Consider the following 23,549-nt stretch of genomic DNA (forward strand, 5'->3'; position numbering starts at 1 on the left):
CGCTGTGCCGCGGCACGGTCGAGCAGAAGGACATGGCGCAGGATGCGCTGAACCGCTGGTGGTGGCCGGTCCTGATGATGTTCGGGCCGCCCGACAGTGCGAGCCAGCACAGCGATGCCTCGACGAGATGGAAGATCAAGCGCTTCTCCAACGATGAGCTGCGCCAGAAATTCATCGATGCCACGGTGCCCCAGGCCCAGTATCTCGGCCTCACTATTCCTGATCCCAAGATGAAGCAGGACGAGGACGGGCATTGGAGCCACGGCCCGATCGACTGGAACGAGTTCAAGCAGGTGCTCGCCGGCAATGGTCCCTGCAACCGCGATCGCATGGCGGCGCGGCGTAAGGCGCATGCCGACGGCGCCTGGGTGCGCGAGGCGGCCGCCGCCTATGCGCAGAAGCGGAATTATCGCGCAACCGCGCAGGCGGCCGAATAGAGCCGGCGAATTAACAGGGAGGGTGTGATGGCCACGCCGAACACGCCGCTGTGGGAGGTCTTCATCCGCAGCCGCAACGGACTTGCGCACAAGCATTGCGGCTCATTGCATGCGCCCGATGCCACCATGGCGCTGCAGGCGGCGCGGGACATCTACACGCGCAGGGGCGAGGGGCTGTCGATCTGGGTGGTGCCCTCCAGCGCAATCACCGCGTCGGATCCCGCAGACAAGGACATGATGTTCGAGCCCGCGCAGTCGAAAATCTATCGCCACCCGACCTTCTACGAGGTGCCGGACGAGGTCGGGCATATGTAGCTCGATCTGTTTCTCCTCATGGTGAGGAGGCGCGAAGCGCCGTCTCGAACCATGAGGCCCGATTGGTTCTTGGCCTCGTCCTTCGAGACGCCGCTGTGCGGCTCCTCAGGATGAGGAGTTACAGCGGATAGTAAATGGCCACGCCCTCCATCACTGTTTCCGAAACACCGCTGGTGCTCTACACGTTGCGCCGCGCGGACGATGCGCTGATCCTCGGCCATCGCCTGTCCGAATGGTGCGGCCACGCGCCCATGCTGGAAGAGGACATGGCGCTATCCAACATGGCGCTCGACCTGATCGGCCAGGCGCGCGAGCTCTACAGCTACGCGGCCAAGGTCGAGGGACGCGACAATGACGAGGACAAGCTCGCGTATCTCCGGGACGTGAGGCAATACCGCAATCTGCTGCTGGTCGAGCGTCCGAACGGCGACTTTGCACAGACCATGGTGCGGCAATGGCTCTATTCGACCTTCGCGGACCGCTACTGGCTGAAGATGATGCGCTCCACCGACCCAACGCTTGCGGCCATTGCGGCGAAATCGGAGAAGGAAAGCGCTTATCACCTTCGGCATGCATCGGAATGGATCATCCGGCTCGGCGACGGGACCGATGAGAGCCACGCCCGGGCACAGGCTGCGATCGACGATCTCTGGGCCTATACCGGCGAGATGTTTGGGGTCGACGACAGCGAGCGCGGGCTGATCGATGCCGGCATCGCGATCGATCCGACCGAGCTGCTGCCCGAGTGGCTGGCTGCCGTGGCGGATATCGCGCGCGAGGCGACGCTGGTTCTGCCTGAGAACGACTGGATGCAGCAGGGCGGCCGCGACGGTTGCCACAGCGAGCATCTCGGCCATCTCTTGAGCGAGTTGCAACACATGCAGCGCAGCTTTCCGGGTGCGTCATGGTAGCGGTCGCGAGCAGCGATGCCGATCTGCGCCGGCGCGCCTGGGACGCGGCCGCTGGTGTGACCGATCCGGAAATTCCGGTGCTGACCATCGACGATCTCGGCGTGCTGCGCGAGGTCGACGTGAACGGCGACCGTGTCGAGGTCGCGATCACGCCGACCTATTCCGGCTGTCCGGCGATGAACATGATTGCATTGGAGATCGAGCTCGCGCTGTCGCGTGCCGGCTTCCGTGAGATCCATGTGCGCACGGTGCTGTCGCCGGCCTGGACCACCGATTGGATGAGCGAGCAGGGCCGCCGCAAGCTGAAGGAGTACGGCATCGCGCCGCCGCTGCCTGCGAGCACGCGTCGTGCGCTGTTCGGCGTGGAGCAGGTGACCTGCCCGCAATGTGGCTCGGGGGATACCGAGCTGTTGTCCGAATTCGGCTCGACCTCCTGCAAGGCGCTCTGGCGGTGCAAAACCTGCCGCGAACCGTTCGATTATTTCAAGTGTCACTAGCCCATGTGCATCCGTCATTGCGAGCGCAGCGACTTGTCCGCCATAGCCCGAAGGGCAACGGCGGAAGCAATCAAGAATGCCGGGATGGAAAGAGTCTGCATTGCTTCGTCGCTTTGCTCCTCGCAATGACGGAGGGATAAGTTCGATGTCCACCCCACGCTTCCATCGCCTTGCCGTCAACGATCTCCGCCGCGAGACGCCTGACGCGGTGTCGCTGACCTTCACGATCCCAAAAGAGCTCGCCGACGATTACCGCTTCGCGCCCGGCCAATATCTCACGCTGCGCGCGATGCTCGGCGGTGAAGAGGTGAGGCGCTCTTATTCGATCTGCTCCGGCCCTGACGATGGTGAAATCCGCATCGCGGTGAAGCGGGTCGATGGCGGCGCGTTCTCGGGCTTCGTCACCGACGAATTGAAGCACGGCGACGAGCTCGAGGTGATGACGCCGACCGGCCGCTTCGGCGTGATGCTGCAGCCGGATACGGCGCGCATCCACGTCGGCTTTGCCGCAGGCTCCGGCATCACGCCGATCCTGTCGATCGTCAAGGCGGTGCTGGCGCGCGAGCCGAACAGCCGCTTCTTCCTGTTCTACGGCAACCGCACCACCGCAGGCATTCTGTTTCGCGAACAGCTGGAGGAGCTGAAGGACCGCTTTCTCGACCGGCTGTCGGTGTTTCACGTCATCTCCGGCGAGGACCAGGACATCCCGATCCTGCACGGCCGGCTCGATGCCGAGAAGGTGAGGGTGTTGCTGCGCGCGCTGGTGCCGGCCGACAGCATCGACCACGTCTTCATCTGCGGTCCCTCAGGATTGAGCGAGGAGGTCGAGCCGACCTGCCGTGAGCTCGGCATTCCAGAAGACCGCATCCATGTCGAGCGCTTCGTCTCCGGGCTCGGCGGCCGGCCGCGGCCGAAAGTGCCGGTGCCCGCGTCGGCGCCGCCGAAGGCGCTTGCCGCCTTGATCATCGACGGCAAGCGGCGCGAGGTGCCGGTCGCCGAAGGCGAGGCGATCCTCGACGCCGCACTCCGCGCCGGCGTCGATCTGCCCTTCGCCTGCAAGGGCGGCATGTGTTCGACCTGCCGCGCGAAGCTGGTCGAGGGCAAGGCCGAAATGGAGCTGAACTACTCACTGGAGCCGTGGGAGCTCAAGGCCGGCTTCGTGCTGACCTGCCAAGCCAAGCCGACCACGGAGCGCGTTGTGGTGGACTACGATCACGTGTGACGGCCACGGTCCTTCCGGAGACGCGTGAGCAAGCTCTTTCCCCTCATCCTGAGGAGCCGCGAAGCGGCGTCTCGAAGGATGCGGCCCGGACTTCGGCCTCATGGTTCGAGACGGCGCTGCGCGCCTCCTCACCATGAGGATTGAGCGCAATGCTCGGACAAATTGGATGTTTTTGGTTTATGATTTGGGATTCACAACCTGCGTTTTTCTTTCCGAAAGCCGCCGAAGCGCGGCCATATCGCCGCGAATGAAGGCCTCCTTTTTCGCCCGCGTCCATCTCTTGAGCCTGCGTTCGTTCTCGATCGCGTCCGTGATCCGTTCAAACCACTGCGAATAGACGAGCGTGACCGGCCGTCGCGTGGAGGTGTAGCCGCCAAAGCTTCCATCATTGTGTTGGGCGACGCGCATTTCCAGGGATGTCCTGGTCGTGCCGATATAGTAGCTGCCGTCGCTGCAACGAACGATGTAGAGAAATGCGCCTTCACTCATTCACTGCTCGCTCCGCTATTTCCCTCATCCTGAGGAGCCGCGAAGCGGTGTCTCGAAGGATGAGGCCCCCGGCCGGGCCTTCATGGTTCGAGACGGCGCTACGCGCCTCCTCACCATGAGGAACTAGCATAAGTAGCCCCGGTCGCTAATCCCGCGGCCGCTTGTCCTTCACGCGCCGCGCCTTGCCGGCGGAGCGCTCCAGCGAGTCGGGGGCGACGACCTGCACCTTGGCGGTGAGGCCGATCGTGTTCTTGATGTGGGTCGAGATCAGATCGGCATGACTGGTCAGCCCGCTGCCGTCCCAGGCCTCAGGCCTCGCTTCGGCGAAGATCGTAAGCTCATCCATGCGGCCGTCGCGCGTCAGCTCGAGCATGAAATGGCCACCGCACCAGTTGGTGGCGAGCAGGATCTCCTCGATCTGGGTCGGGAACAGGTTGACGCCGCGCAGGATGATCATGTCGTCCGAGCGTCCCGTCACTTTCTCCATCCGCCGCATGCCTGGTCGCGCCGTGCCCGGCAACAGCCGCGTCAGGTCGCGGGTGCGATAGCGGATTACGGGGAAGGCTTCCTTGGTCAGCGAGGTGAAGACGAGCTCGCCGATCTCGCCCTCCGGCAGCACTGCGCCCGTATCTGGATCGATGATCTCGGGATAGAAATGATCCTCCCAGATGTGCAGGCCGTCCTTGGTCTCCAGGCATTCCTGCGCCACGCCGGGGCCGATCACCTCGGAGAGCCCGTAGATGTCGGTGGCGTCCATGGCGAAGGCGTCCTCGATCTCGGCGCGCATCGCATTGGTCCAGGGCTCGGCACCGAAGATGCCGAGCTTGAGCGAGCTCTGCCTGGGATCGAGCTTCTGGCGCTTGAACTCGTCGAGGATCGCGAGCATGTAGCTCGGCGTCACCGTGATGATGTCGGGTCGGAAGTCGTTGATGAGCTGCACCTGGCGCTCGGTCATGCCGCCGGAGATCGGCACCACGGTGCAGCCGAGCTGTTCGGCGCCGTAATGCACGCCGAGCCCGCCGGTGAACAGGCCATAGCCATAGGCGTTGTGGATGATCATGCCGCGGCGGCCGCCGGCGGCGCGGATCGAGCGCGCCATCACGCTCGACCATGTCGCGATGTCGGCCCGGGTGTAGCCGACCACGGTCGGCTTACCGGTGGTGCCCGAGGAGGCATGCACGCGCACCAGCTGCTCGCGGGGAACGGCGAACATGCCGAACGGATAGTTGTCGCGCAGGTCGGTCTTCACGGTGAACGGGAATTTGGCGAGATCGGCGAGCTCGCGGAAGTCGGACGGATGCACGCCGGCCTGATCGAAGGCGCGGCGGTAATGCGCGACGTTGTCATAGACGTGCTTGAGCGACCAGGCGAGCCGCTCGGTTTGCAGCGCCATGATCTGGTCGCGCGAGGCGCGTTCGGCATCGTCCATCTCGGGCACATAGCCACCCGGCTGGGATTGGAGCTTGGTGAGGGCCATGGCGCTTCGTCCTCCGAATCAGCTTGGGCCGCCGGTATCGCCGAGCGGCACCAGCATGCCGCCGATGCTGCGGGAATGGCCGCGGAATTCGGCAATGACAGTGTCGCCCGCGGTGACGCGAACGTCGTAGATGCCGGAGCGGCCGGTGCGTGAAATCTCAACGGCACGCGCGACCAGCCGGTCGCCGAGCTTGCCCGGCCGGACGAAGGTGATGCTGCCTTGCGCCGCGACCGTGCGCTCGTTGTGGGTGTTGCAGGCGAAGGCGAAGGCGGAATCGGCGAGCGTGAAGATGAAGCCGCCGTGAGCGATGCCATGGCCGTTCACCATGTGCGGCTGGATGGTCATCTGCAGCGTCGCCCGGCCGGGACCGACCTCGAGGATCTCCATGCCGAGCCCCTGGCTCGCCTGGTCGTCCTTCCACATGGCCTCAGCACAGGCGCGCGCGAGTTCGCCCGGCGTCGCCGGCCTCCCGGCGGTCATCGCCAAATCTCCCGGCGCCGGCGAATCCCCGGATGCGCAGCCACGGCGTTTTCTCCCGCGTGATGCTTGTTGGAACAAGCATTCTGAACTAGTTAAGCACGCATCGTGTCAAAGATTCCGCGCGCGTCAAGCAAAAGACGGTTGTGCGGCGCCGCTCGTTCAGCCCTCGTTTCCAAGCTGTAAAACAAGGACCCCGACATTGCCCGAACCCGCCGATCTGGCTGTCCTGACTGGTCTCGTGATCGGTCTTCTCTATGGCGCGGTCGGACTGCTGAGCGGGTTCTGCATGATGAGCTCCTTGCGCGGCTGGTGGGCCGACGGCGACGGCCGCCTGGTGCGCACCTATGCGTTGGCGATCGGCGTCGCCATGGTCGCGACGCAGCTGTTGGCGACCGCAGGCCTGGTCGATCTCGGCAAGTCGATCTATCTGCAGCCGTCATTCTCGGTGCCGTTGATGTTCGCCGGCGGGCTGTTGTTCGGCTACGGCATGGTGCTGGCGAACGGCTGCGGCTCGCGGGCGCTGGTGCTGCTCGGCCGCGGCAATCTGCGTTCCTTCGTCGTCATCGTCGTGCTCGGCATATTCGCCGAGATGACATTGAAGGGGCTGATCGCGCCGCTGCGCATCGCGCTGTTGCAGGCTTCGCAGACCACCACCGCGGCGACGTCGCTGCCGGCGGTGCTGTCGAGCGGCGGGCTGCATGGTGCGCCGGCGCGACTGCTGCCGGCCATCGTGATCGGCGGCGCCTTGATCGTGTTTGCCGTCGCCCATCGGCCGTTCCGCCGCGCGCCGGGCCAGATCGCAGCTGGGCTCGTGGTCGGACTATTGATCGCGGCGGGATGGTTCGCCACCGGATATCTCGGCGCTGACGATTTCAATCCGGTGCCCGTGGCGTCATTGACCTTCGTGGCGCCGATTGCGGATGCGCTGCAATACGTCATGCTCTCGACCGGGCTCACGGTGAATTTCGGCATCGCCACGGTCGGCGGCGTGTTCGCCGGCAGCCTGCTGACAGCGCTCGCCACGCGTCGTTTCAAGCTTGAAGGATTTCACTCTCCCCGTCACATGCTGCGCTCGAGCGCTGGTGCAGCGCTGATGGGCGCGGGCGGCGTGATGGCGTTCGGCTGCTCGGTCGGGCAGGGGCTCACAGGCCTGTCGACCCTGGCGCTGACCTCGTTCGTGGCCGTGGCCGGCATCCTTGCCGGCACTGCGCTCGGTTTGCGCGGGGCGTTGCGGGTCCGGCCGCTGAAGCATGATGCTGAACCTGCCTTGCAGGGCGAGCCCGCGCGCTGACGCCCGGTCAATCCGCGCGCCGCGTGACGATGCGGATTTCGGAGGTGAGGGTCCGGTGCACCGGGCACTTGTCGGCGATCTCCATCAGCTTGGCACGCTGGGCCTCGTCGAGCGCGCCTTCCATGGTGATCACGCGGTCCAGCTGGTCGATCATGCCGACCCTGGTCTCGCACTCCGCACAGTCCTCAGCATGGATCTTGCTGTGCTTCAGCCGCACGGTGACGCGATCGAGCGGCAGAAACTTGCGGTCAGCATACAAGCGCATGGTCATCGAGGTGCAGGCGCCGAGTGCCGTGAGCAGGAAGTCGTAAGGTCCGGGCCCTGAATCCTGACCGCCGGCTGCGACCGGTTCGTCCGCGGTGAGCTGGTGCGGACCGATGGCGATCGTCTGCTGGAATTTGCTGGCGCGGGTCTCGCGCACGATCACCTCGCGCGGACCATCCTCGGCCGCCGCGGCGGCCGGCTGTGAGATCGGCACGTCGATATAGCGGCTGGCCCAGCTCGCGACGACGTCCGCGATGTAAGCCGCGTCCTGCTTGTTGCTGACGAGATGGTCGGCGTGATCGAGCGAAACAAAGCTCTTCGGATGCTTGGCGGTAACGAAGATCCGGGTCGCATTGTCGATGCCGACGGTGTCGTCGACCGGCGAATGCATCACCAGCAGCGCCCTGTGCAGATGCACGACCTTGTCGAGCAGGCGCTGCTCGGCGACGTCGTCGAGGAAGGACCTGTTGATGCGGAAGGGACGGCCGGCAAGCGAAACCTCCGCTGAACCCTGCGCACGGATGTCCTCGATCCTGTCCTTGAAGAAGCCGGTGACATGGGCGGGATCGGACGGCGCGGCAATGGTGACCACGGCCTTGGCCTCCGGGATCTCTGCGGCGGCGGCGAGCACGGCGGCGCCGCCCAGGCTGTGGCCGATCAGGAGCGCGGGCGCCGTGCGGGTCTCGCGCAGATGATTGGCCGCGCGAACAAGGTCCGCCACGTTCGAGGAGAACGTCGTGTTGGCAAAATCACCTTCGCTGGAGCCGAGCCCGGTGAAGTCGAACCGCAACACGGCAATGCCCTTGGCGGCGAGCGCCATCGCGATCCGCCGCGCGGCGTGGGTCTCCTTGCCGCAGGAGAAGCAATGCGCGAACAGCGCATAGGCATGCGGCGCGCCATCGGGCAGATCCAGCGCAGCGGCGAGCTTGTCGCCACCTGCGCCCTCAAACTGGAAGCGTTCTGTCGGCATCATGTGGTCCCCGTTTGTTGCGTGTTCACTGCCGCTCGAGCGATGACACAGCACGTGCGCCCGACACAGCGATGATCAGTTTCGAGGAGGCAACAGCTGAATCTCCTGTTCGCCGTGCCGGATCACTGACCGCAGGTCTTGGGCGACAATATCGGAAATCCATCGGATGAGCGCTGGAAGGGCTTCTTCCTTCGCTCGCCGACGAAGTTCGGGCAAGTCTCGCTCGATCGCGGTGCCCACTTTGATGTGGAGACGTTCATACAGCACATCGCCGTTTGGCGGCCAGTATCGCGCATCAAACAGACGCCTGCCGTGGCTACGAACGAGATGGATGTGAATTCCGATGTTTGCCTTGGTCAGTGCCTCGACGATGACGCTCGGCTTGAGGAGATAGCCGTAGCCTTTCGGTATCTTGCCCGTCTCTGAGGTGAACTCCATGCTTCATCTCCGGCGCCTTCCCTCATGAAGAGGTTGACCTTCTCACTCCGAATAGCGCTGCTCGGCCCAGGGATCGCCGCGGTTGTGATAGCCGCGCACCTCCCAATAGCCTGGCGCGTCCTTATCGAGGAATTCGATCGCCTTCAGCCACTTCGCACTTTTCCAGAAATAGAGATGCGGCACGACGAGCCGCACGGGGCCGCCATGCTCGGCGGTCAGCGGCGCTCCGGACCAGCTGTGCGCGAGCAGCGCATCCCCGGCCGCAAAATCCTCCAGCGGTAGATTGGTGGTGTAGCCATCATAGGAATGCAGCACGACGAAATCAGCCTCGTCGCGCGGCCGGCAAGCCGCAAGCAGGTCGCGCGTCGCAAGCCCCTCCCACTGGTTGTCGTAACGCGACCAGGTGGTCACGCAATGAATGTCGGAGACGAACTGTCTCTGCTCCTGGGCCAGGAAGGTCGAAAAATCCCAATACAGCGGATTCTCGACCGCGCCGTAGACATCGAGCCGCCAGCGCTCGCGCGAAATCTCCGGCGTGAGGCCGAGATCGAGCACCGGCCAATCGCGTGTGAGGTGCTGGCCGGGGGGGAGCCGCTGGTCCTCCGGGCGCACCATTTTCCCGGTCAGGAACTTGCCCTCGCGCGCCCAGCGCTGCTTGCTGCGGGTCAGCTTGCTCTCGGGCGGAACATCGTCCTCACCGGCCATCCTGCGCCCTCATTCATGCCGATGCATCGCCGAGGCATGCTTGGTGTCGCGCATCGTCGCATAGATGATGAGCGACAGGAAAATCACACCCGAGAGATAATAATAGAACCAGGTCTCGTGCCCGATGGTCTTGAAATACAGCGCGATCGCCGGCGCGGTGCCGCCGAAGATCGAAACCGTCAGAGCGTAGGGAACGCCGACGCCGAGCGCGCGGACATTGGTCGGGAACAGCTCCGCCTTCACCACCGCGTTGATCGAGGTGTAGCCGGCGACGAAGATCCAGGCTCCGCAGATCAGCAGGAAGGCGATGAACGGCTCCTTGGTCTCCTTCAGCAGCGTGAGGATCGGAATCGTCGCGAGCGTGCCGGCCACGCCGAAGAAGATCAGCAGCGGCTTGCGGCCGATGCGGTCGGAGATCGCGCCGTAGATCGGCTGCAGGATGGTGGCGAACAGCAGCGAGCCGAAGATCACCGTGGTGGTCTGGTCCTCGGTGAGGCCGACCGAGAGCTTCACGAAGGTCTGCATGTAGGTGGTGAAGGTATAGAACGCCGCGGTGCCGCCGGCAGTGAGGCCGACCACCAGGAGCAGCTCCCGCGGATATTTAAACAGCTGCACGATCGAGCCTGAGGGGCGGACCTTTTTCTTCGCTTCCACGAAGGCTTCGGTCTCCTGCAGGTTCCGGCGCATCACCGCGACGAAGATCGCGAGTCCCGCGCCGATCGCGAACGGAATGCGCCAGCCCCAGGCCTTCAGCTGGTCGGGGGTCAGAAACACCTTCTGCAGCAGCAGAAGAACGATGATCGCGGTCAGCTGGCCACCGATCAGCGTCACATACTGGAAGCTCGAATAGAAGCCGCGATGCTTGGCATCGGCGACCTCGCTCAGATAGGTGGCGCTGGCGCCATATTCGCCGCCGAGGCTCAAGCCCTCGATCACGCGGGCCAGAGCCAGGATCACCGGCGCAGCGAAGCCGATCGAGGCATAGGTCGGCGTGACCGCGATGATCAGCGAGCCGAAACACATGCAGAGCACGGAGACGGTGAGCGACAGCCTGCGGCCGAAATGGTCGGCGATGTAGCCGAACAGCCAGCCCCCCAAGGGGCGCATCAGGAAGGTCGCCGCGAACACCACGGCAGCGTTGAGCTGCTCGACCACTGGGTCCTTGGACGGGAAGAAGGCCGGTGCAAAATAAAGGGCGAAGGCTGTGTAGGCGTAGAAATCGTACCACTCGACCAGATTGCCGGCGGAGCCGATCAGGATCGCCCGGATCCGGCGCTCCACATCGACGAAAGTCGTGGTTTCTTGTGCGGCAGGCTGCAGCGCCTGGTCGGTCATTGTTCGGGTCTCCCGGAGCGTCTTTTTCTTATTCCCTTCTACGGCAGGAGCCCGATTTGTCAAAATGCGCCAACGGATCGGGCCGGCCCTCATCCCCAGCCGGCGGATATCCCCCCGTCGACGGTGAAAATCACGCCCGACGTGTAACTGGAGCGGTCCGAGGCAAGAAACGTCATCAGGTCGGCGATCTCGCGCGGGTGCGCGGGCCGGCCGAGCGGCAGGCCTTTCTGGAATTCCTTATAGCGGCTCTCGTCGCCGAACTGATGCTTGGCGCGGGTCTTGAGCAGGGTGACATGGCGGTCGGTGCCGACCGGTCCCGGATTGATGCCGACCACGCGGATGTTGTCGGTGAGGCTCTTGCTGCCGAGCGCGCGGGTGAAGGCCATCAGCGCCGCATTCCCGGCGCTGCCGCAGATGTAGTTGGCGTCGAATTTCTCGCCGCCGACGCCGATGTCGTTGATGATGACGCCGGTCCCACGCGCCTTCATCCGTGCATAGACCAGGCGCGCAAGATTGATGAAGCCGAACACCTTGAGGTCCCAGGCATGCCGCCAGGTCGCCTCGTCGATCTTGTCGAGCGCGCCGCCGGGAATGTCGCCGGCATTGTTGACGAGGATATCGATGTCTTCAGCGTCCTGCGCGAGCCTGGCGACGTCTTCGGGCTTGCGCAGGTCGACGGCGTGTGCCGCCGCATCGATCTGGTGTTTGGCGCGGAGCCGTTCGGCAAGCGCTTTGAGCTGATCGCCGCTTCGGGCGGCAAGGCGCAGGTGGCAGCCTTCCTCGGCGAAGGCTTCGGCCGCGGCGGCCCCGATGCCTTTGGAGGCGCCGGTGATCAGGACACGCTTGCCGGACAGATGCAAATCCATGGGATGACTCAGTTGAGGGTGGGGGGAGGCAGGGTGGTGGGATGAATTTCAAGTGACCCGCCGGCGGGGTCAACATTGCAGCGCAGCGTTGCGCTTTACGTTGCTTTGAGCCATTGCATGGGCCGCAGACAGCGGCTGGCCCAACCGGCCCGGAGAACAAGGAACCTCATCGATGAGCGCCAAGAAACCCTATCGGATCGCAGTCATTCCCGGCGACGGCATCGGCAAAGAGGTGATGCCGGAAGGCCAGCGCGTGATCGAGGCCGCCGCGAAAAAGCATGGCGTCGCCGTGCAGTTCGACCATTTCGATTTTGCCTCCTGGGACTATTACGAGAAGCACGGCGAGATGATGCCGGAGGACTGGAAGGAACAGATCGGCAAGCACGACGCGATCTATTTCGGCGCCGTCGGCTGGCCGGCGAAGATTCCGGATCACGTCTCGTTGTGGGGCTCATTGATCAAGTTTCGCCGCGAGTTCGACCAATATGTGAACCTGCGGCCGGTCCGGTTGATGCCGGGCGTGCCGTCGCCGCTCGCCAACCGCAAGCCGGGCGATATCGATTTCTGGGTGGTGCGCGAGAACACCGAAGGCGAATATTCCTCCGTGGGCGGGCGAATGTTTCCGGGTACCGAGCGCGAATTCGTCACCCAGCAGACGGTGATGACCCGCACCGGCGTCGACCGCATTCTGAAATTTGCCTTCGAGCTCGCCCAATCCAGGCCGAAGAAGCATCTGACCTCGGCGACCAAGTCCAACGGCATCTCGATCACGATGCCCTATTGGGACGAGCGGGTCGAGGCGATGGCGAAGAACTATTCGACCGTGAAGTGGGACAAGTACCACATCGACATCCTGACCGCGAATTTCGTGCTGCATCCGGACTGGTTCGATGTCGTGGTCGGCTCCAACCTGTTCGGCGACATCCTGTCTGATCTCGGCCCGGCCTGCACCGGCACCATCGGCATCGCGCCATCCGGCAACATCAACCCGGAGCGGAATTTCCCATCGGTGTTCGAGCCGGTGCACGGCTCCGCGCCTGACATTGCGGGGCAGGGCATCGCCAACCCGATTGGCATGATCTGGTCGGGCGCGATGATGCTGGAGCATCTCGGCGAGAAGACCGCGGCGCAGGCGATCGTCGGCGCCATCGAGCGCACGCTGGCCGAGCGCACGCTGCGCACCCGCGACCTCGGCGGCAATGCCGACACGACCGCCTGCGGCAAGGCGGTGGCGGATATGGTGGAGTAGTTAGACGCTCCTCCGGGCGAGATGTGCCATCTTCCCCCTTGTGGGAGAGGGTGGCAGCCGAAGGCTGCCGGGCGAGAGGTTCTCTCCTCATCGAAGATCTAAGATCGTCGCACCAACCCCTCACCCAAGAGAGTATGTCGCAACCCGTGGTGATGCCCTCTCCCACAAGGGGGCCCACAAGGGGAGAGGGCGCAGCAATGCGCATCGCGGCTGTCGGCTACGGCGTTTCAATCCTGGACCGGCAAAGTTGTAGGGTAGGCAGAGGCTGTTAGTTGGTGTCGCCCCGGCGAACGCCGTAACCGCAAGCCGTCGTTATTCGGCATTTGTAGCCTAGCAGGCGGTATACCCTCTCCCCTTGTGGGAGAGGGTGCACCGAGCAAGCATGCTATCCACCCGCTAGCCGGCGGCAATGCTCCCAGGCGGCGTGGATCAGGTTCTCGCTCGCCTCGGGCGTGCGGAAGGCCGAATGCGCTGATAGCGTCACGTTCGGGATGCTCGTGAGCACGTGATCGGCCGGCAGCGGCTCGATGTTGAAAACGTCTAGGCCGGCATGGCGGAAATGCCCCGATCGCAGCGCCTCGATCATGGCGGCCTCGTCGACGACAGCGGCGCGCGCGGTGTTGACCAGGATCACGCCCGGCCGCATTTGTGCGATGCGCTCGCGCGAGAGAAAGCCACGGGTCTCGTCGTTGAGCAGAAGATGCAGCGAGACGACGTGGCTGGTCGCGAGCAGCTCGTCGAGGTTGACGAAGGTCACGCCTGGATGGCTCTTTGGCGAGCGGTTCCAGGCAATCACCTTCATGCCGCTGCCGGAGGCGATGCGCGCGACCTCCGCGGCGATGCCGCCGAAGCCGATCAGGCCGAGCGTCTTGCCGGTGAGCTGCATGCCGTCGTCACGCAGCCAGTTGCCGGCGCGCATCTCGCGGTCCATCTGCGCGAGGCCGCGCGCGGAGGCCCACATCAGAGCGATCGCGGCTTCGGCGACGGCGGTGTCACCATAGCCCTTGATCAGGTGCACGGTGATGCCGAGCTCAGCCAGCTCTTCCGGGTTCATGTAGCTACGCGCGCCGGTCCCTAGGAACACCACGTGCTTCAGCCCCTTGCATTGCCTGGCGACGTCGGTCGGCAATGCGGTGTGGTCGACGATGCCGATCTCGGCGCCGTCGAGGATCTCAGGCCATTGCTCGGGCGTGATGTTGGGATTCAAGTGCACGCGCACCGGCGGATCGCCGGCTTGGCGCTGCCGCTCGAAAATCTCCGCGAGCGAGTCGTTGGCGTCGATGAAAACTCCGCGCACTGTCAATCTCCAGAAATCACGACGCGACGCCGGCGAGCGCCAGCACCGTGTGCATCAGGACATTGGCGCCGGCCGCGCAGTCGGCTTGCGTCGCGTCTTCCAGCTCATTGTGGCTGATGCCGTCCTTGCAGGGCACGAACACCATCGCCGCCGGCATGATGGTGTTGAGGTTGCAGGCGTCATGTCCGGCGCCGGAGGTGATGCGCCGGTGCGAATAGCCGAGGTTTTCCGCGGCATGCTCGACAGCGTCGACCAGCTTGGGATCGAAATGCGTCGGCGGCTTGCGCCAGACCAGGTCGATCGCGATCTCGACTTTACGCCTGGCCGCGATCTCGGCGGCCGCCGCACGCAGGCTCTGGTCGAGCGCGTCGAGCGTGTCGGCATCCTTGCTGCGGCAGTCGATCGTGAAGGCGATCTCGCCGGGAATGACGTTGCGCGAGGGATTCTGGATCACGGCTTCGCCGATGGTCCCGACCGCATTCGGGCCGAGCCTGATCGCGATCTGCTCCAAGGCGAGCGCAAATTGCGACAGCGTCAGCAGCGCATCGCGGCGCAGCGGCATCGGGGTCGAGCCGGCATGGCTCTCGAAGCCGACAATCCTGCCATCGTACCAGAACACGCCCTGGCCGGAATCGACCACGCCGATGGTCCTGTTCTCCGCTTCCAGGATCGGGCCCTGCTCGATATGCAGCTCGACGAAGCTTGAAAACTTTTGCGTGCCGACCTTGGTCTCGCCGCGATAGCCGATTTTGTCCAAGGCGTCGCCGACCGTGACGCCTTCGGCATCCTTGCGCGAGAGAATGTCGTCGACGGTGAAATCGCCGACATAGGCGGCCGAGGCCATCATCGCCGGCGCGAAGCGCGAGCCTTCCTCATTGGTCCAGTTGACGATGCAGATCGGCGCCTCGGTTTCGATGCCGGCATCGTTCAAGGTGCGGATCACTTCCAGCGCGCCGAGCGTGCCCAGGATGCCGTCGAACTTGCCGCCGGTCGGCTGGGTGTCGAGATGCGACCCGATCCCGATCGGCGGCTTCGACATGTCACGGCCCTTACGAAGTGCGAACATCGAGCCGAGCGTATCGACATGCACCTCGAGGCCCGCGTCCTCGCAGGCTTTGCGAAACCAGTCGCGCACCTGCCTGTCTTCCTCGCTCAAGGTCAGCCGGCGGACGCCGCCTTTCGCGGTGGCGCCGAACTTGGCGGTCTCGTGAATGCTGCCCCAGAGGCGGGCGGAATCGATCTGCAGATTGGTCGCGGCTCGGCTCATTGCGTCATCCATGTCACCCGGCGTGATCTCAATGGCTTGCGACCAATTCGGCGTCAACCGATGCTGGCGCGTGGCTGCTCGTCTGTGCCGTCTGGGCTGCAAGCTCGGCGACGCGCTCGATCGCGATCATCTCGGGCGAGGCGAGCCAGCTCGCGGTGAAGGTCAGCGGTGAAATCCGCATGTCGGTCACAAGCTCCTGCAGGCGCCCGTCGGCGAGCTCGCGCGCGACGATGGCGGCAGGGATGACGGCAACGCCGAGCCCCTCGATCGCCATATGGATCACGGTCGCCAGCGAGGCGCTGGCGTGCAGCCGGATCGGCGGCAGGTCAGGGCGGTTGAATAGCGAGCGCACGTTTTCGTAGGGCTGGGTCTTGCGCGGAAAGGTGATGATCGGAAATCTTGCGATCTGCTCGACCGTGAGCGGCGCGCCGCCGAGACCAAGCGCGGGGCTCGCCAGGAAGCTGACCGGATAGTCGCACAGCACGCGGTTACGGATGCCCGGCGCCGAAGGCGGGCCGAGCGCGAAGGCGAGTTCGATCTCCTGGGCGAGCAGCCGCGCATGCAGGTTCGGCGTGACGTCGACTTCGATCTCCAGCGACAGGTTCGGATAGCTGTCATTGACGCGCTTGATCAGCCGCGGCAGCCAGTCGTGTACGATAGTCTCGGCGACACCCAGCCGAAGCACGCCGCGCATCGCCGAGCGGTCGCCGACCTCGGCCAGCATTTGCGTGCGCAAGCCCATCAGCTTTTCCGCATAGACCAGCATCTGCCGTCCGCTCGGCGTCGGCGAGGCGGCGCGATGATCGCGGTTCAACAGCTTGACGCCGAGCTCGCGCTCGAGCTGGGCGATGCGCTGGGAGATGGCGGGCTGGGTGGTGTTGAGCCGCTGGGCGGCGCCGCGGAAGCTGCCGAGCTTCACCACCCAAAGAAAAGTCTCGATCGAACGGAAATCCAGCATCGTTGCTCGCGTCAGATCAATCGGATTTATCGATTCCGATTAAAAACGAAGATTAGACTTTATAGCATGGCTGGGGTTCAGTACGTTTGTCGAGATAATAGGCAAACAGCTCAAATGACTGTTTCAGCGGCAGTGCAGCATGCTGGTAATGAGGTAGCGGTCTTGCCGAGCCATCAGGCGCGGCTGGAGTATCGGGCGGGCAAGTTCGGCAGCACCGCCGGCATCGCCAATGGCTTCGTGCAGGGCAATCTGGCGATTCTGCCGGAGCAATATGCCGGCGCCTTCCATCGGTTCTGCCAGCTCAATCCGAAACCGTGCCCGATCGTCGGCATGTCCGATGTCGGCAATCCGTTCATTCCTGCGCTCGGCGCCGATCTCGACATCCGCACCGACGTGCCGCGCTACCGCGTCTGGCGCGACGGCGAAGCGGTGGAGGAGCCGACCGACATTTGCGCGCATTGGCGCGACGATCTCGTGGCCTTCGTGCTCGGCTGCTCGTTCTCGTTCGAAGAGGCGCTGATGGCCGACGGCCTGCCGATCCGCCATATCGAGCAGGGCTGCCGTGTGCCGATGTACCGCACCAACATTGCCTGCAGCCCATCGGGTCCGTTCGCCGGACCAATGGTGGTGTCGATGCGACCCTTCAAGCCGGCGCAGGCGATCCGCGCGGTGCAGATCACCACGCGCTTCCCGGCCGTGCATGGCGCGCCGGTGCATCTCGGCCATCCGCATCTCATCGGCATCGCCGATCTCAGCAAGCCGGACTACGGTGATCCCGTGCCGGTGGCGGATGACGAGATCCCGGTGTTCTGGGCCTGCGGCGTCACGCCACAGGCGGTGATAGCAGCGGCGAGGTTGCCGTTTGCGATCACGCACGCGCCGGGGTTGATGTTGATCACCGATCTCAAGAACAAGGACCTTGCCGTGCTCTGAAATAATGAGCAGCCTTTGCCGCTTCTTGAGGCTTTACCGAGGCCATCAATCGTTTCATCGATCCAGCCGTTTGATCAGAGGAACTTGCAATGTCCATCACGCGCCGAAATGTCTTGCTGGGAGCTACTGCCGCTGCCGCGCTCGGGCCGATTGCGGCCCGCGCGCAAGCCTCCGAGGTGAAGATCGGGGTCATCTATCCGTTCTCGGGCGCCAGCGCCCAGATCGGCGTCGACGCGCAGCGCGCCTTCGAGACTGCGGCCGAGATCATCAATAACAAGTATGACTACGATCTGCCGCTGGCGCGCACCGAGGGCCTGCCGGGCCTTGGCGGTGCCAAGGTCAAGCTCATCTTCGCCGACCACCAGGCCGACCCGCAGAAGGGCCGCGCCGAGACCGAGCGCCTGATCACGCAAGAGAACGTCTGTGCCGTCATCGGCTCCTATCAGAGTGCGGTCGCCGTCACCGCGAGCCAGACCTGCGAGCGCTACCAGGTCCCCTATATCTCGGCCGACAATTCCTCGCCGAGCCTGCATCGCCGCGGGCTGAAGTATTATTTCCGCGCGGCGCCGCATGACGAGATGTTCTCGAAGGCGATGTTCGACTTCTTCGATGCGATGAAGAAGAAGGGCACCAAGATCGAGACCCTGGCGCTGTTCCATGAGGACACGATCTTCGGCACCGATTCCGGCAACTCGCAGCTCAAGCTCGCCAATGAGCGCGGCTACAAGGTGGTGGCCGACATCAAATATCGCGCCAACTCGCCCTCGCTCTCGGCCGAGGTGCAGCAGCTGAAGGCTGCCAATGCCGACGTGCTGATGCCGTCGAGCTACACCACTGACGGCATCCTGCTGGTCAAGACCATGGCCGAGCTCGGCTACAAGCCGAATGCGATCGTGGCCCAGGATGCGGGCTTCTCCGAGAAAGCGCTCTATGACGCGGTCGGCGACAAGCTCGAAGGCGTGATCTCGCGCGGCTCGTTCTCGCTCGACCTCGCGGCCAAGCGGCCGATGGTCGGCAAGATCAACGACATGTTCAAGGCGAAGTCGGGCAAGGACCTCAACGACTTCTCGTCGCGCCAGTTCATGGGGCTGATCGTGATGGCGGATGCCATCAACCGCGCCAAGTCGACCGACGGCGAGAAGATCCGCGACGCGCTGGTCGCCACCGACATGCCGGGCGAGCAAACCATCATGCCGTGGAAGCGGGTGAAGTTCGACGAGAGCGGCCAGAACAACGACGCCGACCCGGTGCTGCTGCAATATGTCGGCGGCAAGTTCGTGACGATCTTTCCGGAGCAGGCGGCGGTGGCCCAGGCCATCTGGCCGATGAAGTAAGCGATCGGACTGGTTGTTGAAGCGGCTTCTCACGTCGTCCCGGGCAAGCGAAGCGCGACCCGGGACCCATAACCACAGGCAGCGTTTTTGCGATGATTGGTTGTTATCCTGCTCTACCGAGAAATTCGTGGTTATGGGTCCTGGCGTTCGCCAGGACGACATCGAGACTGGTCTCGAGCATGGAGCGAAGCCAGTGACAGCCGAGACCATCATTCAAAGTCTCGCCTCCGGCCTCCTGATGGGCCTGCTCTACGGCCTGATCGCCGTGGGGCTGGCGCTCATCTTCGGGCTGATGGACGTGGTGAATTTCGCCCATGGCGAATTCCTGATGATCGCGATGTATGTGACCTTCTTCCTGTTCGCGTATTTCGCGCTGGACCCGCTACTCGCGGCGCCGCTGGTCGCTGCCGCGCTCTTCATCTTCGGGGCGGTAGTCTATCTCCTAATCGTGAGATTTGCCGTCAGGGCCAAGGCCAATACCGGCATGGTGCAGATCTTCTCCACCTTTGGCCTCGCGGTGCTGATGCGCGGCCTGGCGCAATATTTCTTTACGCCCGATTACCGCAGCGTCACGCATTCGTGGCTCGGCGGGAAGACGATCTCGGTCGGCGGCATCTATCTGCCGGAGCCGCAACTGGTCGGCGCGCTGATCGCGATCGCAGCCTTTGCCGGACTCTACTTCTTCATCAATCGCACCGATTTCGGCCGGGCGCTTGAAGCGACCCGTGAGGATGCCGGCGCCGTGGCGCTGGTCGGGATCGACAAGAACAAGGTGTTCGCGCTCGGCTGGGGCCTCGGTGCGGCGCTGGTCGGGCTTGCGGGCGCCGTGATGGCGATTTTCTTCTACGTCTTCCCCGATGTCGGCGCGTCATTTGCGACCATCGCCTATGTCACGGTGGCGCTCGGCGGCTTCGGCAGCGTGTTCGGCGCCTTTGCCGGCGGCATCATCGTCGGCCTGGTCGAGGCGGTGACCACGCTGATCCTGCCGGCCTCGTTGAAGACCGTCGGTATCTATGCCGTCTATCTGCTCGTCGTCTTCATCCGGCCACGCGGCCTGTTCGGATCGATCTGATGGACCAGGCTTTCGCTCAACGCCGTCGCCGCGACCTGATCGTTGCAGCCTGCCTTGCAGGGCTGGCCGCGCTGGTGCCGCTGTTCGTCAAGGACGTCTACTATCAGAACATCATGGTGCTGACCCTGATGTACGCGGCGCTGTCGCAGAGCTGGAACATCCTGTCCGGCTATTGCGGCCAGATTTCGCTCGGGCATGCGCTCTATTTCGGGCTCGGCGCCTATACGACCGCGCTGCTCTACACCAAGTTCGGCGTGCTGCCCTGGTTCGGCATGGTCGCGGGCGGGCTGATATCCGCCCTGGTGGCGATGGTGCTCGGCTATCCCTGCTTCCGGCTGCGCGGCCATTATTTCGTCATCGCCACCATCGTGATCGCCGAGATCACGCTGCTCTTGTTCCAGAACTGGGACTGGGCCGGGGCTGCGCTCGGCATCACCATTCCGATGAAGCGCGACAGCTGGCTGACGTTCCAGTTCGCCCGCTCCAAGCTGCCTTACTTCTATTTCGCGCTGGCGCTCGCCTGCATCGCCTGGTTCGTCACCTGGTGGCTGGAGGATTCCAAATGGGGCTATTGGTGGCGCGCGGTGAAGGATAATCCCGACGCGGCCGAAAGCCTCGGCGTGGTCGTGTTCAACTCCAAGATGGGCGCCGCCGCGGTCTCGGCGTTCCTGGTCGCGGTCGGCGGCGGCTTCTACGCCCAGTTCGTCTCCTACATCGATCCTGAGAGCGTGATGGGCTTTCAGTTCTCGCTATTGATGGCGCTGCCCGCTGTGCTCGGCGGCATCGGTACGCTGTGGGGCCCGGCGCTCGGCGCGGTGATCCTGATCCCGCTCACCGAGTTGACGCGCTCCTATATCGGCGGCTCTGGGCGCGGCGTCGACCTGATCGTGTATGGCGGGCTGATCATCGCGATCTCGCTGGCGCGGCCGCAAGGCCTGGTCAGCCTGTTTGCCCGCAAGCCCAAGGCCGATGCCAGGCCGGTCCGGGAGGCGGTGGCGTCATGACGATCCTGCTCGAGACCCGCAACGTCACCCAGCGCTTCGCCGGCCTTGTCGCCAACTCCAACGTGTCGATCTCGGTTCAGCGCGGCGAGATCGTCGGGCTGATCGGGCCGAACGGCGCCGGCAAGTCGACCCTGTTCAACCTGATCGCCGGCGCGTTCCGCCCGACCGAAGGCACGATCGTGTTCGACGGCGAGGATGTCACGGCGTTGCCGGCAGCCGAGCGCTGCCAGCGTGGCATCGGCCGCACCTTCCAGGTGGTGAAGAGCTTCGAGAGCATGACGGTCATCGAGAACGTCATCGTCGGCGCGCTTGTGCGCACCACCGTGATGCGCGACGCGCGGCGCAAGGCCCATCAGGTGCTGGCGTTCTGCGGCCTCGATGCGCGGGCCGACGTGCTCGCCAGCGATCTCGTGCCGTCCGAGAAGCGCCGGCTCGAAGTCGCGCGGGCGCTCGCGACAGAGCCGAAGCTGTTGCTGCTCGACGAGGTGCTCACCGGCCTCACGCCGGTCGAATCGCAGAAGGGTGTCGAACTCGTGCGGCGCGTGCGCGACACCGGCGTCACCGTGCTGATGGTCGAGCATGTCATGGAGATCGTGATGCCGCTGGTCGATCGCGCCATCGTGCTCGATCTCGGCAAGGTGCTGCTCGAAGGCAAGCCCGCCGACGTCGTTCGCGATCCGAAAGTCATCACTGCTTACCTCGGGGACCGCCATGCTGTCGGTGCGTGACGTCACCACAGCCTATCAGGGGCTGGTCGCGATTTCGAACGTCTCGATCGAGGTCGAGAAGGGCGAGATCGTCTGCGTCGCCGGCGCCAATGGCGCAGGCAAATCGACGCTGTTGAAATCGATCGCGGGCGCCGAGCGGCCGCGCGCCGGCAGTGTCACCTTCGACGGTAGCCGCATCGACGGGCTGGCGCAGCACCTGATCACCGCCCGGGGCATCGCCTATGTGCCCGAGAACCGCCGGCTGTTTCCGCGGCTCTCCGTGCGCGACAATTTGAGGCTCGGCAGCTATCTCTATCGCAGCGAGAGCAACCGCGAGGAGCCGCTGGAGTTCGTGTTCAAGCTGTTTCCGCGGTTGTCGGAGCGGCTGGAGCAGCGCGCCGAGACGCTGTCCGGCGGCGAGCAGCAGATGCTCGCCATCGGCCGCGCGCTGATGACGCGGCCCCGGCTGCTGATGCTGGACGAGCCGTCGCAAGGCATCATGCCGAAGCTGGTCGACGAAATCTTCCAGGCGGTCAAGCGCATCCGCGACGCCGGCATGACCGTTCTCATTGTCGAGCAGCGCATGGCCGAGTGCCTGGAGATCGCTGACCGCGCCTATATCCTTCAGACCGGCCGCGTGCTGATGAACGGCAAGGCTGCCGAGATCGCGGTCAATCCTGATGTGCGCAGGGCGTATCTGGGACTGTAAATCGCCGCTCTGTAGGATGGGTTGAGCGAAGCGATACCCATCATGGTCCAACCGATATGAGCGCCGCCATTGATGGGTTTCGCTGCGCTCAACCCATCCTACGCGCTGTCATCACGAGGAGCGAAGCGACGAACGCGCGCGCAACGGGGTGATGGAGGCGACGTTACCTTGAGATGAAGGCAGGCGCGGACATCGACTATCTGCAATTGGAATGGAAGGGGCTTGGCGCCCTCCGGGCTTTCAGTGGAGACCGGAATTTGGCAGGGGCACAGGAAGTTCGCTGCGATTGAAAAAGCGCTATAGTGACCGATCGTGAGGAAACGGTCGAGGATACGATCGATGACGGCTAAAATCGATCTTTTGACACTGCAATTGTTCGTGGCGATCGTCGAGGAGCAGAGTATCGCGAAAGCGGCAGAAAAGAAGAATATCGCCGCGTCTGCAGTCAGCCGCCGCATCTCGGATATCGAGGACCTGTTCAAGGTGGAATTGCTGCATCGCCATTCGAAGGGGATCGAGCCGACAGCAGCCGGTTTTGCCCTGCTGGAGCACGCCCGCATCATCCTGGGAAACCTGAGCAAGCTCGAGACCGAATTGACGGGATACCGGCAGGGCAAGCGCGGGTTGATCCGGATCTGCGCCAACAAGTCCGCGATCCTCGAAGCCCTGGCGGACGAGCTTAGCGTCTTCCTCGAGCGGCACCCGCTGGTCCGCATCGACCTCGAGGAGGATCTCAGCCCCGCGATCGTGCGCGCGGTGGTGGAGAACCGGGCCGATATCGGCATTTTCGGGGGCAACATCGACGGACAGGATCTGGAGTTGCTGCCCTATCGCTGTGACAGCCTGGTCGCGCTGGTCACGCGCGACCACCCGCTGGCGGGCCGCAGCAGCGTTCACTTCCGTGAGCTGGTCGATTTTGACTTCGTCAGCCTGGAGAAGGGCAGCTCGATCGAGACGCTCTGTGTCAGAGCGGCCGCGGCTCTCGGGCAGCACCTCAAAGTACGAATCCGCGTCAGCAGTTTCGATGCGCTGTTTCGCGTCATCGATGCGAGGATGGGGGTCGGTATCGTGCCGCTCGAGATCGTGCGCGGCCGGTACGGCGTCGACAGCCTCGTCACCGTCCCGCTCGAGGAGTCCTGGGCGCGACGTGAACTGTTGATGGGCGTGCGCGATTACAAGTCGCTGCCTTCGGTGACGAAGTTGCTGGTGAAGCATTTGCGAGCCAAGGATGATGCGCGTCCCTTCACGAGCAGCGTTTCCGACCGGCTGACGGTCGTGCCCGGCAGGAGCTGACAAAGCTCAAGCGGCGGCCTGCCATCGCC

General features: G+C 64.1%; 25 protein-coding genes. 14 read left to right on the top strand and 11 right to left on the bottom strand.

What is annotated here, in order from left to right:
- The 5 genes from BRAS3843_RS00710 to paaE all read left to right on the top strand — a co-directional run.
- Positions 1 to 437, top strand: a 437-nt coding sequence (locus BRAS3843_RS00710) for a Phenylacetic acid catabolic protein (RefSeq protein WP_035980476.1), incomplete at its 5' end; no start/stop codon positions are given.
- A 27-nt stretch (positions 438 to 464) separates the two neighbouring features.
- Entirely contained in the window at positions 465 to 752 is a 288-nt protein-coding gene (gene paaB, locus BRAS3843_RS00715; RefSeq protein WP_008966753.1) for a 1,2-phenylacetyl-CoA epoxidase subunit PaaB, read from the top strand.
- 134 nt (positions 753 to 886) lie between these two features.
- Complete coding sequence (gene paaC, locus BRAS3843_RS00720) at positions 887 to 1,663, top strand: 1,2-phenylacetyl-CoA epoxidase subunit PaaC (protein WP_008966754.1); 777 nt, start codon at positions 887 to 889, stop codon at positions 1,661 to 1,663.
- Entirely contained in the window at positions 1,657 to 2,160 is a 504-nt protein-coding gene (paaD, locus tag BRAS3843_RS00725; RefSeq protein ID WP_008966755.1) for a 1,2-phenylacetyl-CoA epoxidase subunit PaaD, read from the top strand. Before paaC ends, paaD begins: the two co-directional genes overlap by 7 nt.
- 145 nt (positions 2,161 to 2,305) lie before the next feature.
- Entirely contained in the window at positions 2,306 to 3,382 is a 1,077-nt protein-coding gene (gene paaE, locus BRAS3843_RS00730) for a 1,2-phenylacetyl-CoA epoxidase subunit PaaE (RefSeq protein WP_035980478.1), read from the top strand.
- Positions 3,383 to 3,559: 177 nt separating this feature from the next.
- Here the strand turns inward: paaE and BRAS3843_RS00735 are convergent, their stop codons facing one another.
- The 3 genes from BRAS3843_RS00735 to paaI form a co-directional block, all read right to left on the bottom strand.
- A complete protein-coding gene (locus tag BRAS3843_RS00735; protein ID WP_008966757.1) occupies positions 3,560 to 3,871 on the bottom strand; it encodes a GIY-YIG nuclease family protein in 312 nt (103 codons plus the stop codon).
- A 145-nt stretch (positions 3,872 to 4,016) separates the two neighbouring features.
- Entirely contained in the window at positions 4,017 to 5,348 is a 1,332-nt protein-coding gene (paaK, locus tag BRAS3843_RS00740) for a phenylacetate--CoA ligase PaaK (protein WP_008966758.1), read from the bottom strand.
- A gap of 18 nt (positions 5,349 to 5,366) precedes the next feature.
- Positions 5,367 to 5,828, bottom strand: coding sequence for a hydroxyphenylacetyl-CoA thioesterase PaaI (gene paaI, locus BRAS3843_RS00745; protein WP_008966759.1), 462 nt, complete (start codon positions 5,826 to 5,828; stop codon positions 5,367 to 5,369).
- A gap of 226 nt (positions 5,829 to 6,054) precedes the next feature.
- Between paaI and BRAS3843_RS00750 the strand changes: the two genes are divergently transcribed.
- Positions 6,055 to 7,119: a YeeE/YedE family protein gene (locus BRAS3843_RS00750; protein ID WP_035980487.1), complete on the top strand. Its 1,065-nt coding sequence runs from the start codon at positions 6,055 to 6,057 to the stop codon at positions 7,117 to 7,119.
- A 7-nt stretch (positions 7,120 to 7,126) separates the two neighbouring features.
- Here BRAS3843_RS00750 and BRAS3843_RS00755 read toward each other — a convergent pair whose 3' ends face one another.
- From BRAS3843_RS00755 to BRAS3843_RS00775, 5 genes are all read right to left on the bottom strand, one after another.
- Entirely contained in the window at positions 7,127 to 8,353 is a 1,227-nt protein-coding gene (locus tag BRAS3843_RS00755; RefSeq protein ID WP_035980488.1) for a bifunctional alpha/beta hydrolase/OsmC family protein, read from the bottom strand.
- A gap of 75 nt (positions 8,354 to 8,428) precedes the next feature.
- Positions 8,429 to 8,791 carry a hypothetical protein gene (locus BRAS3843_RS00760; protein WP_008966762.1) on the bottom strand — a complete coding sequence of 121 codons (363 nt, stop codon included), beginning with the start codon at positions 8,789 to 8,791 and terminating at the stop codon, positions 8,429 to 8,431.
- Positions 8,792 to 8,833: 42 nt separating this feature from the next.
- A complete protein-coding gene (locus BRAS3843_RS00765) occupies positions 8,834 to 9,496 on the bottom strand; it encodes a sulfite oxidase-like oxidoreductase (RefSeq protein ID WP_008966763.1) in 663 nt (220 codons plus the stop codon).
- Between the two features lie 9 nt (positions 9,497 to 9,505).
- Positions 9,506 to 10,831 carry an MFS transporter gene (locus BRAS3843_RS00770; RefSeq protein ID WP_008966764.1) on the bottom strand — a complete coding sequence of 442 codons (1,326 nt, stop codon included), beginning with the start codon at positions 10,829 to 10,831 and terminating at the stop codon, positions 9,506 to 9,508.
- Positions 10,832 to 10,920: 89 nt separating this feature from the next.
- Positions 10,921 to 11,697, bottom strand: coding sequence for an SDR family oxidoreductase (locus tag BRAS3843_RS00775; RefSeq protein ID WP_008966765.1), 777 nt, complete (start codon positions 11,695 to 11,697; stop codon positions 10,921 to 10,923).
- Between the two features lie 172 nt (positions 11,698 to 11,869).
- On the opposite strand from BRAS3843_RS00775, the gene BRAS3843_RS00780 reads away from it, so the two are divergent.
- The gene (locus tag BRAS3843_RS00780) at positions 11,870 to 12,946 is read left to right on the top strand and encodes a tartrate dehydrogenase (protein ID WP_008966766.1); all 1,077 of its coding nucleotides are present in this window, start codon (positions 11,870 to 11,872) and stop codon (positions 12,944 to 12,946) included.
- A 385-nt stretch (positions 12,947 to 13,331) separates the two neighbouring features.
- Here BRAS3843_RS00780 and BRAS3843_RS00785 read toward each other — a convergent pair whose 3' ends face one another.
- From BRAS3843_RS00785 to BRAS3843_RS00795, 3 genes are read right to left on the bottom strand one after another with little or no spacing between them, the layout of a single operon-like run.
- Complete coding sequence (locus tag BRAS3843_RS00785) at positions 13,332 to 14,243, bottom strand: NAD(P)-dependent oxidoreductase (RefSeq protein WP_008966767.1); 912 nt, start codon at positions 14,241 to 14,243, stop codon at positions 13,332 to 13,334.
- 16 nt (positions 14,244 to 14,259) lie between these two features.
- Positions 14,260 to 15,510 (bottom strand): Zn-dependent hydrolase, encoded by a 1,251-nt coding sequence (locus tag BRAS3843_RS00790; RefSeq protein WP_008966768.1) that lies wholly within the window; start codon positions 15,508 to 15,510, stop codon positions 14,260 to 14,262.
- Positions 15,511 to 15,538: 28 nt separating this feature from the next.
- Positions 15,539 to 16,468, bottom strand: coding sequence for a LysR family transcriptional regulator (locus tag BRAS3843_RS00795; protein WP_008966769.1), 930 nt, complete (start codon positions 16,466 to 16,468; stop codon positions 15,539 to 15,541).
- Positions 16,469 to 16,582: 114 nt separating this feature from the next.
- On the opposite strand from BRAS3843_RS00795, the gene BRAS3843_RS00800 reads away from it, so the two are divergent.
- The 7 genes from BRAS3843_RS00800 (at position 16,583) to BRAS3843_RS00830 (ending at position 23,520) form a co-directional block, all read left to right on the top strand.
- Positions 16,583 to 17,401, top strand: coding sequence for a putative hydro-lyase (locus BRAS3843_RS00800; RefSeq protein ID WP_035980480.1), 819 nt, complete (start codon positions 16,583 to 16,585; stop codon positions 17,399 to 17,401).
- Between the two features lie 89 nt (positions 17,402 to 17,490).
- Positions 17,491 to 18,735, top strand: coding sequence for an ABC transporter substrate-binding protein (locus BRAS3843_RS00805; protein ID WP_008966771.1), 1,245 nt, complete (start codon positions 17,491 to 17,493; stop codon positions 18,733 to 18,735).
- Positions 18,736 to 18,928: 193 nt separating this feature from the next.
- On the top strand, positions 18,929 to 19,807 hold the full coding sequence (locus BRAS3843_RS00810) for a branched-chain amino acid ABC transporter permease (RefSeq protein ID WP_035980490.1): 879 nt from the start codon (positions 18,929 to 18,931) through the stop codon (positions 19,805 to 19,807).
- On the top strand, positions 19,807 to 20,811 hold the full coding sequence (locus BRAS3843_RS00815; RefSeq protein WP_008966773.1) for a branched-chain amino acid ABC transporter permease: 1,005 nt from the start codon (positions 19,807 to 19,809) through the stop codon (positions 20,809 to 20,811). Before BRAS3843_RS00810 ends, BRAS3843_RS00815 begins: the two co-directional genes overlap by 1 nt.
- A complete protein-coding gene (locus BRAS3843_RS00820; RefSeq protein ID WP_008966774.1) occupies positions 20,808 to 21,539 on the top strand; it encodes an ABC transporter ATP-binding protein in 732 nt (243 codons plus the stop codon). Before BRAS3843_RS00815 ends, BRAS3843_RS00820 begins: the two co-directional genes overlap by 4 nt.
- Complete coding sequence (locus BRAS3843_RS00825) at positions 21,523 to 22,227, top strand: ABC transporter ATP-binding protein (RefSeq protein WP_008966775.1); 705 nt, start codon at positions 21,523 to 21,525, stop codon at positions 22,225 to 22,227. Before BRAS3843_RS00820 ends, BRAS3843_RS00825 begins: the two co-directional genes overlap by 17 nt.
- A gap of 339 nt (positions 22,228 to 22,566) precedes the next feature.
- On the top strand, positions 22,567 to 23,520 hold the full coding sequence (locus BRAS3843_RS00830; protein ID WP_008966776.1) for a LysR family transcriptional regulator: 954 nt from the start codon (positions 22,567 to 22,569) through the stop codon (positions 23,518 to 23,520).
- Positions 23,521 to 23,549: the final 29 nt, after the last annotated feature.

Origin of the sequence: Bradyrhizobium sp. STM 3843, assembly GCF_000239815.1 — a bacterium.
In the GTDB taxonomy this organism is placed as follows: domain Bacteria; phylum Pseudomonadota; class Alphaproteobacteria; order Rhizobiales; family Xanthobacteraceae; genus Bradyrhizobium.

Coding starts and splice junctions, on each gene's coding strand:
- paaB (WP_008966753.1), top strand. CDS start 465: ATGGCCACGCCGAACACGCCGCTGTGGGAGGTCTTCATCCGCAGCCGC.
- paaC (WP_008966754.1), top strand. CDS start 887: ATGGCCACGCCCTCCATCACTGTTTCCGAAACACCGCTGGTGCTCTAC.
- paaD (WP_008966755.1), top strand. CDS start 1,657: ATGGTAGCGGTCGCGAGCAGCGATGCCGATCTGCGCCGGCGCGCCTGG.
- paaE (WP_035980478.1), top strand. CDS start 2,306: ATGTCCACCCCACGCTTCCATCGCCTTGCCGTCAACGATCTCCGCCGC.
- BRAS3843_RS00735 (WP_008966757.1), bottom strand. CDS start 3,871: ATGAGTGAAGGCGCATTTCTCTACATCGTTCGTTGCAGCGACGGCAGC.
- paaK (WP_008966758.1), bottom strand. CDS start 5,348: ATGGCCCTCACCAAGCTCCAATCCCAGCCGGGTGGCTATGTGCCCGAG.
- paaI (WP_008966759.1), bottom strand. CDS start 5,828: ATGACCGCCGGGAGGCCGGCGACGCCGGGCGAACTCGCGCGCGCCTGT.
- BRAS3843_RS00755 (WP_035980488.1), bottom strand. CDS start 8,353: ATGCCGACAGAACGCTTCCAGTTTGAGGGCGCAGGTGGCGACAAGCTC.
- BRAS3843_RS00760 (WP_008966762.1), bottom strand. CDS start 8,791: ATGGAGTTCACCTCAGAGACGGGCAAGATACCGAAAGGCTACGGCTAT.
- BRAS3843_RS00765 (WP_008966763.1), bottom strand. CDS start 9,496: ATGGCCGGTGAGGACGATGTTCCGCCCGAGAGCAAGCTGACCCGCAGC.
- BRAS3843_RS00770 (WP_008966764.1), bottom strand. CDS start 10,831: ATGACCGACCAGGCGCTGCAGCCTGCCGCACAAGAAACCACGACTTTC.
- BRAS3843_RS00775 (WP_008966765.1), bottom strand. CDS start 11,697: ATGGATTTGCATCTGTCCGGCAAGCGTGTCCTGATCACCGGCGCCTCC.
- BRAS3843_RS00780 (WP_008966766.1), top strand. CDS start 11,870: ATGAGCGCCAAGAAACCCTATCGGATCGCAGTCATTCCCGGCGACGGC.
- BRAS3843_RS00790 (WP_008966768.1), bottom strand. CDS start 15,510: ATGAGCCGAGCCGCGACCAATCTGCAGATCGATTCCGCCCGCCTCTGG.
- BRAS3843_RS00795 (WP_008966769.1), bottom strand. CDS start 16,468: ATGCTGGATTTCCGTTCGATCGAGACTTTTCTTTGGGTGGTGAAGCTC.
- BRAS3843_RS00800 (WP_035980480.1), top strand. CDS start 16,583: ATGACTGTTTCAGCGGCAGTGCAGCATGCTGGTAATGAGGTAGCGGTC.
- BRAS3843_RS00805 (WP_008966771.1), top strand. CDS start 17,491: ATGTCCATCACGCGCCGAAATGTCTTGCTGGGAGCTACTGCCGCTGCC.
- BRAS3843_RS00815 (WP_008966773.1), top strand. CDS start 19,807: ATGGACCAGGCTTTCGCTCAACGCCGTCGCCGCGACCTGATCGTTGCA.
- BRAS3843_RS00820 (WP_008966774.1), top strand. CDS start 20,808: ATGACGATCCTGCTCGAGACCCGCAACGTCACCCAGCGCTTCGCCGGC.
- BRAS3843_RS00825 (WP_008966775.1), top strand. CDS start 21,523: ATGCTGTCGGTGCGTGACGTCACCACAGCCTATCAGGGGCTGGTCGCG.
- BRAS3843_RS00830 (WP_008966776.1), top strand. CDS start 22,567: ATGACGGCTAAAATCGATCTTTTGACACTGCAATTGTTCGTGGCGATC.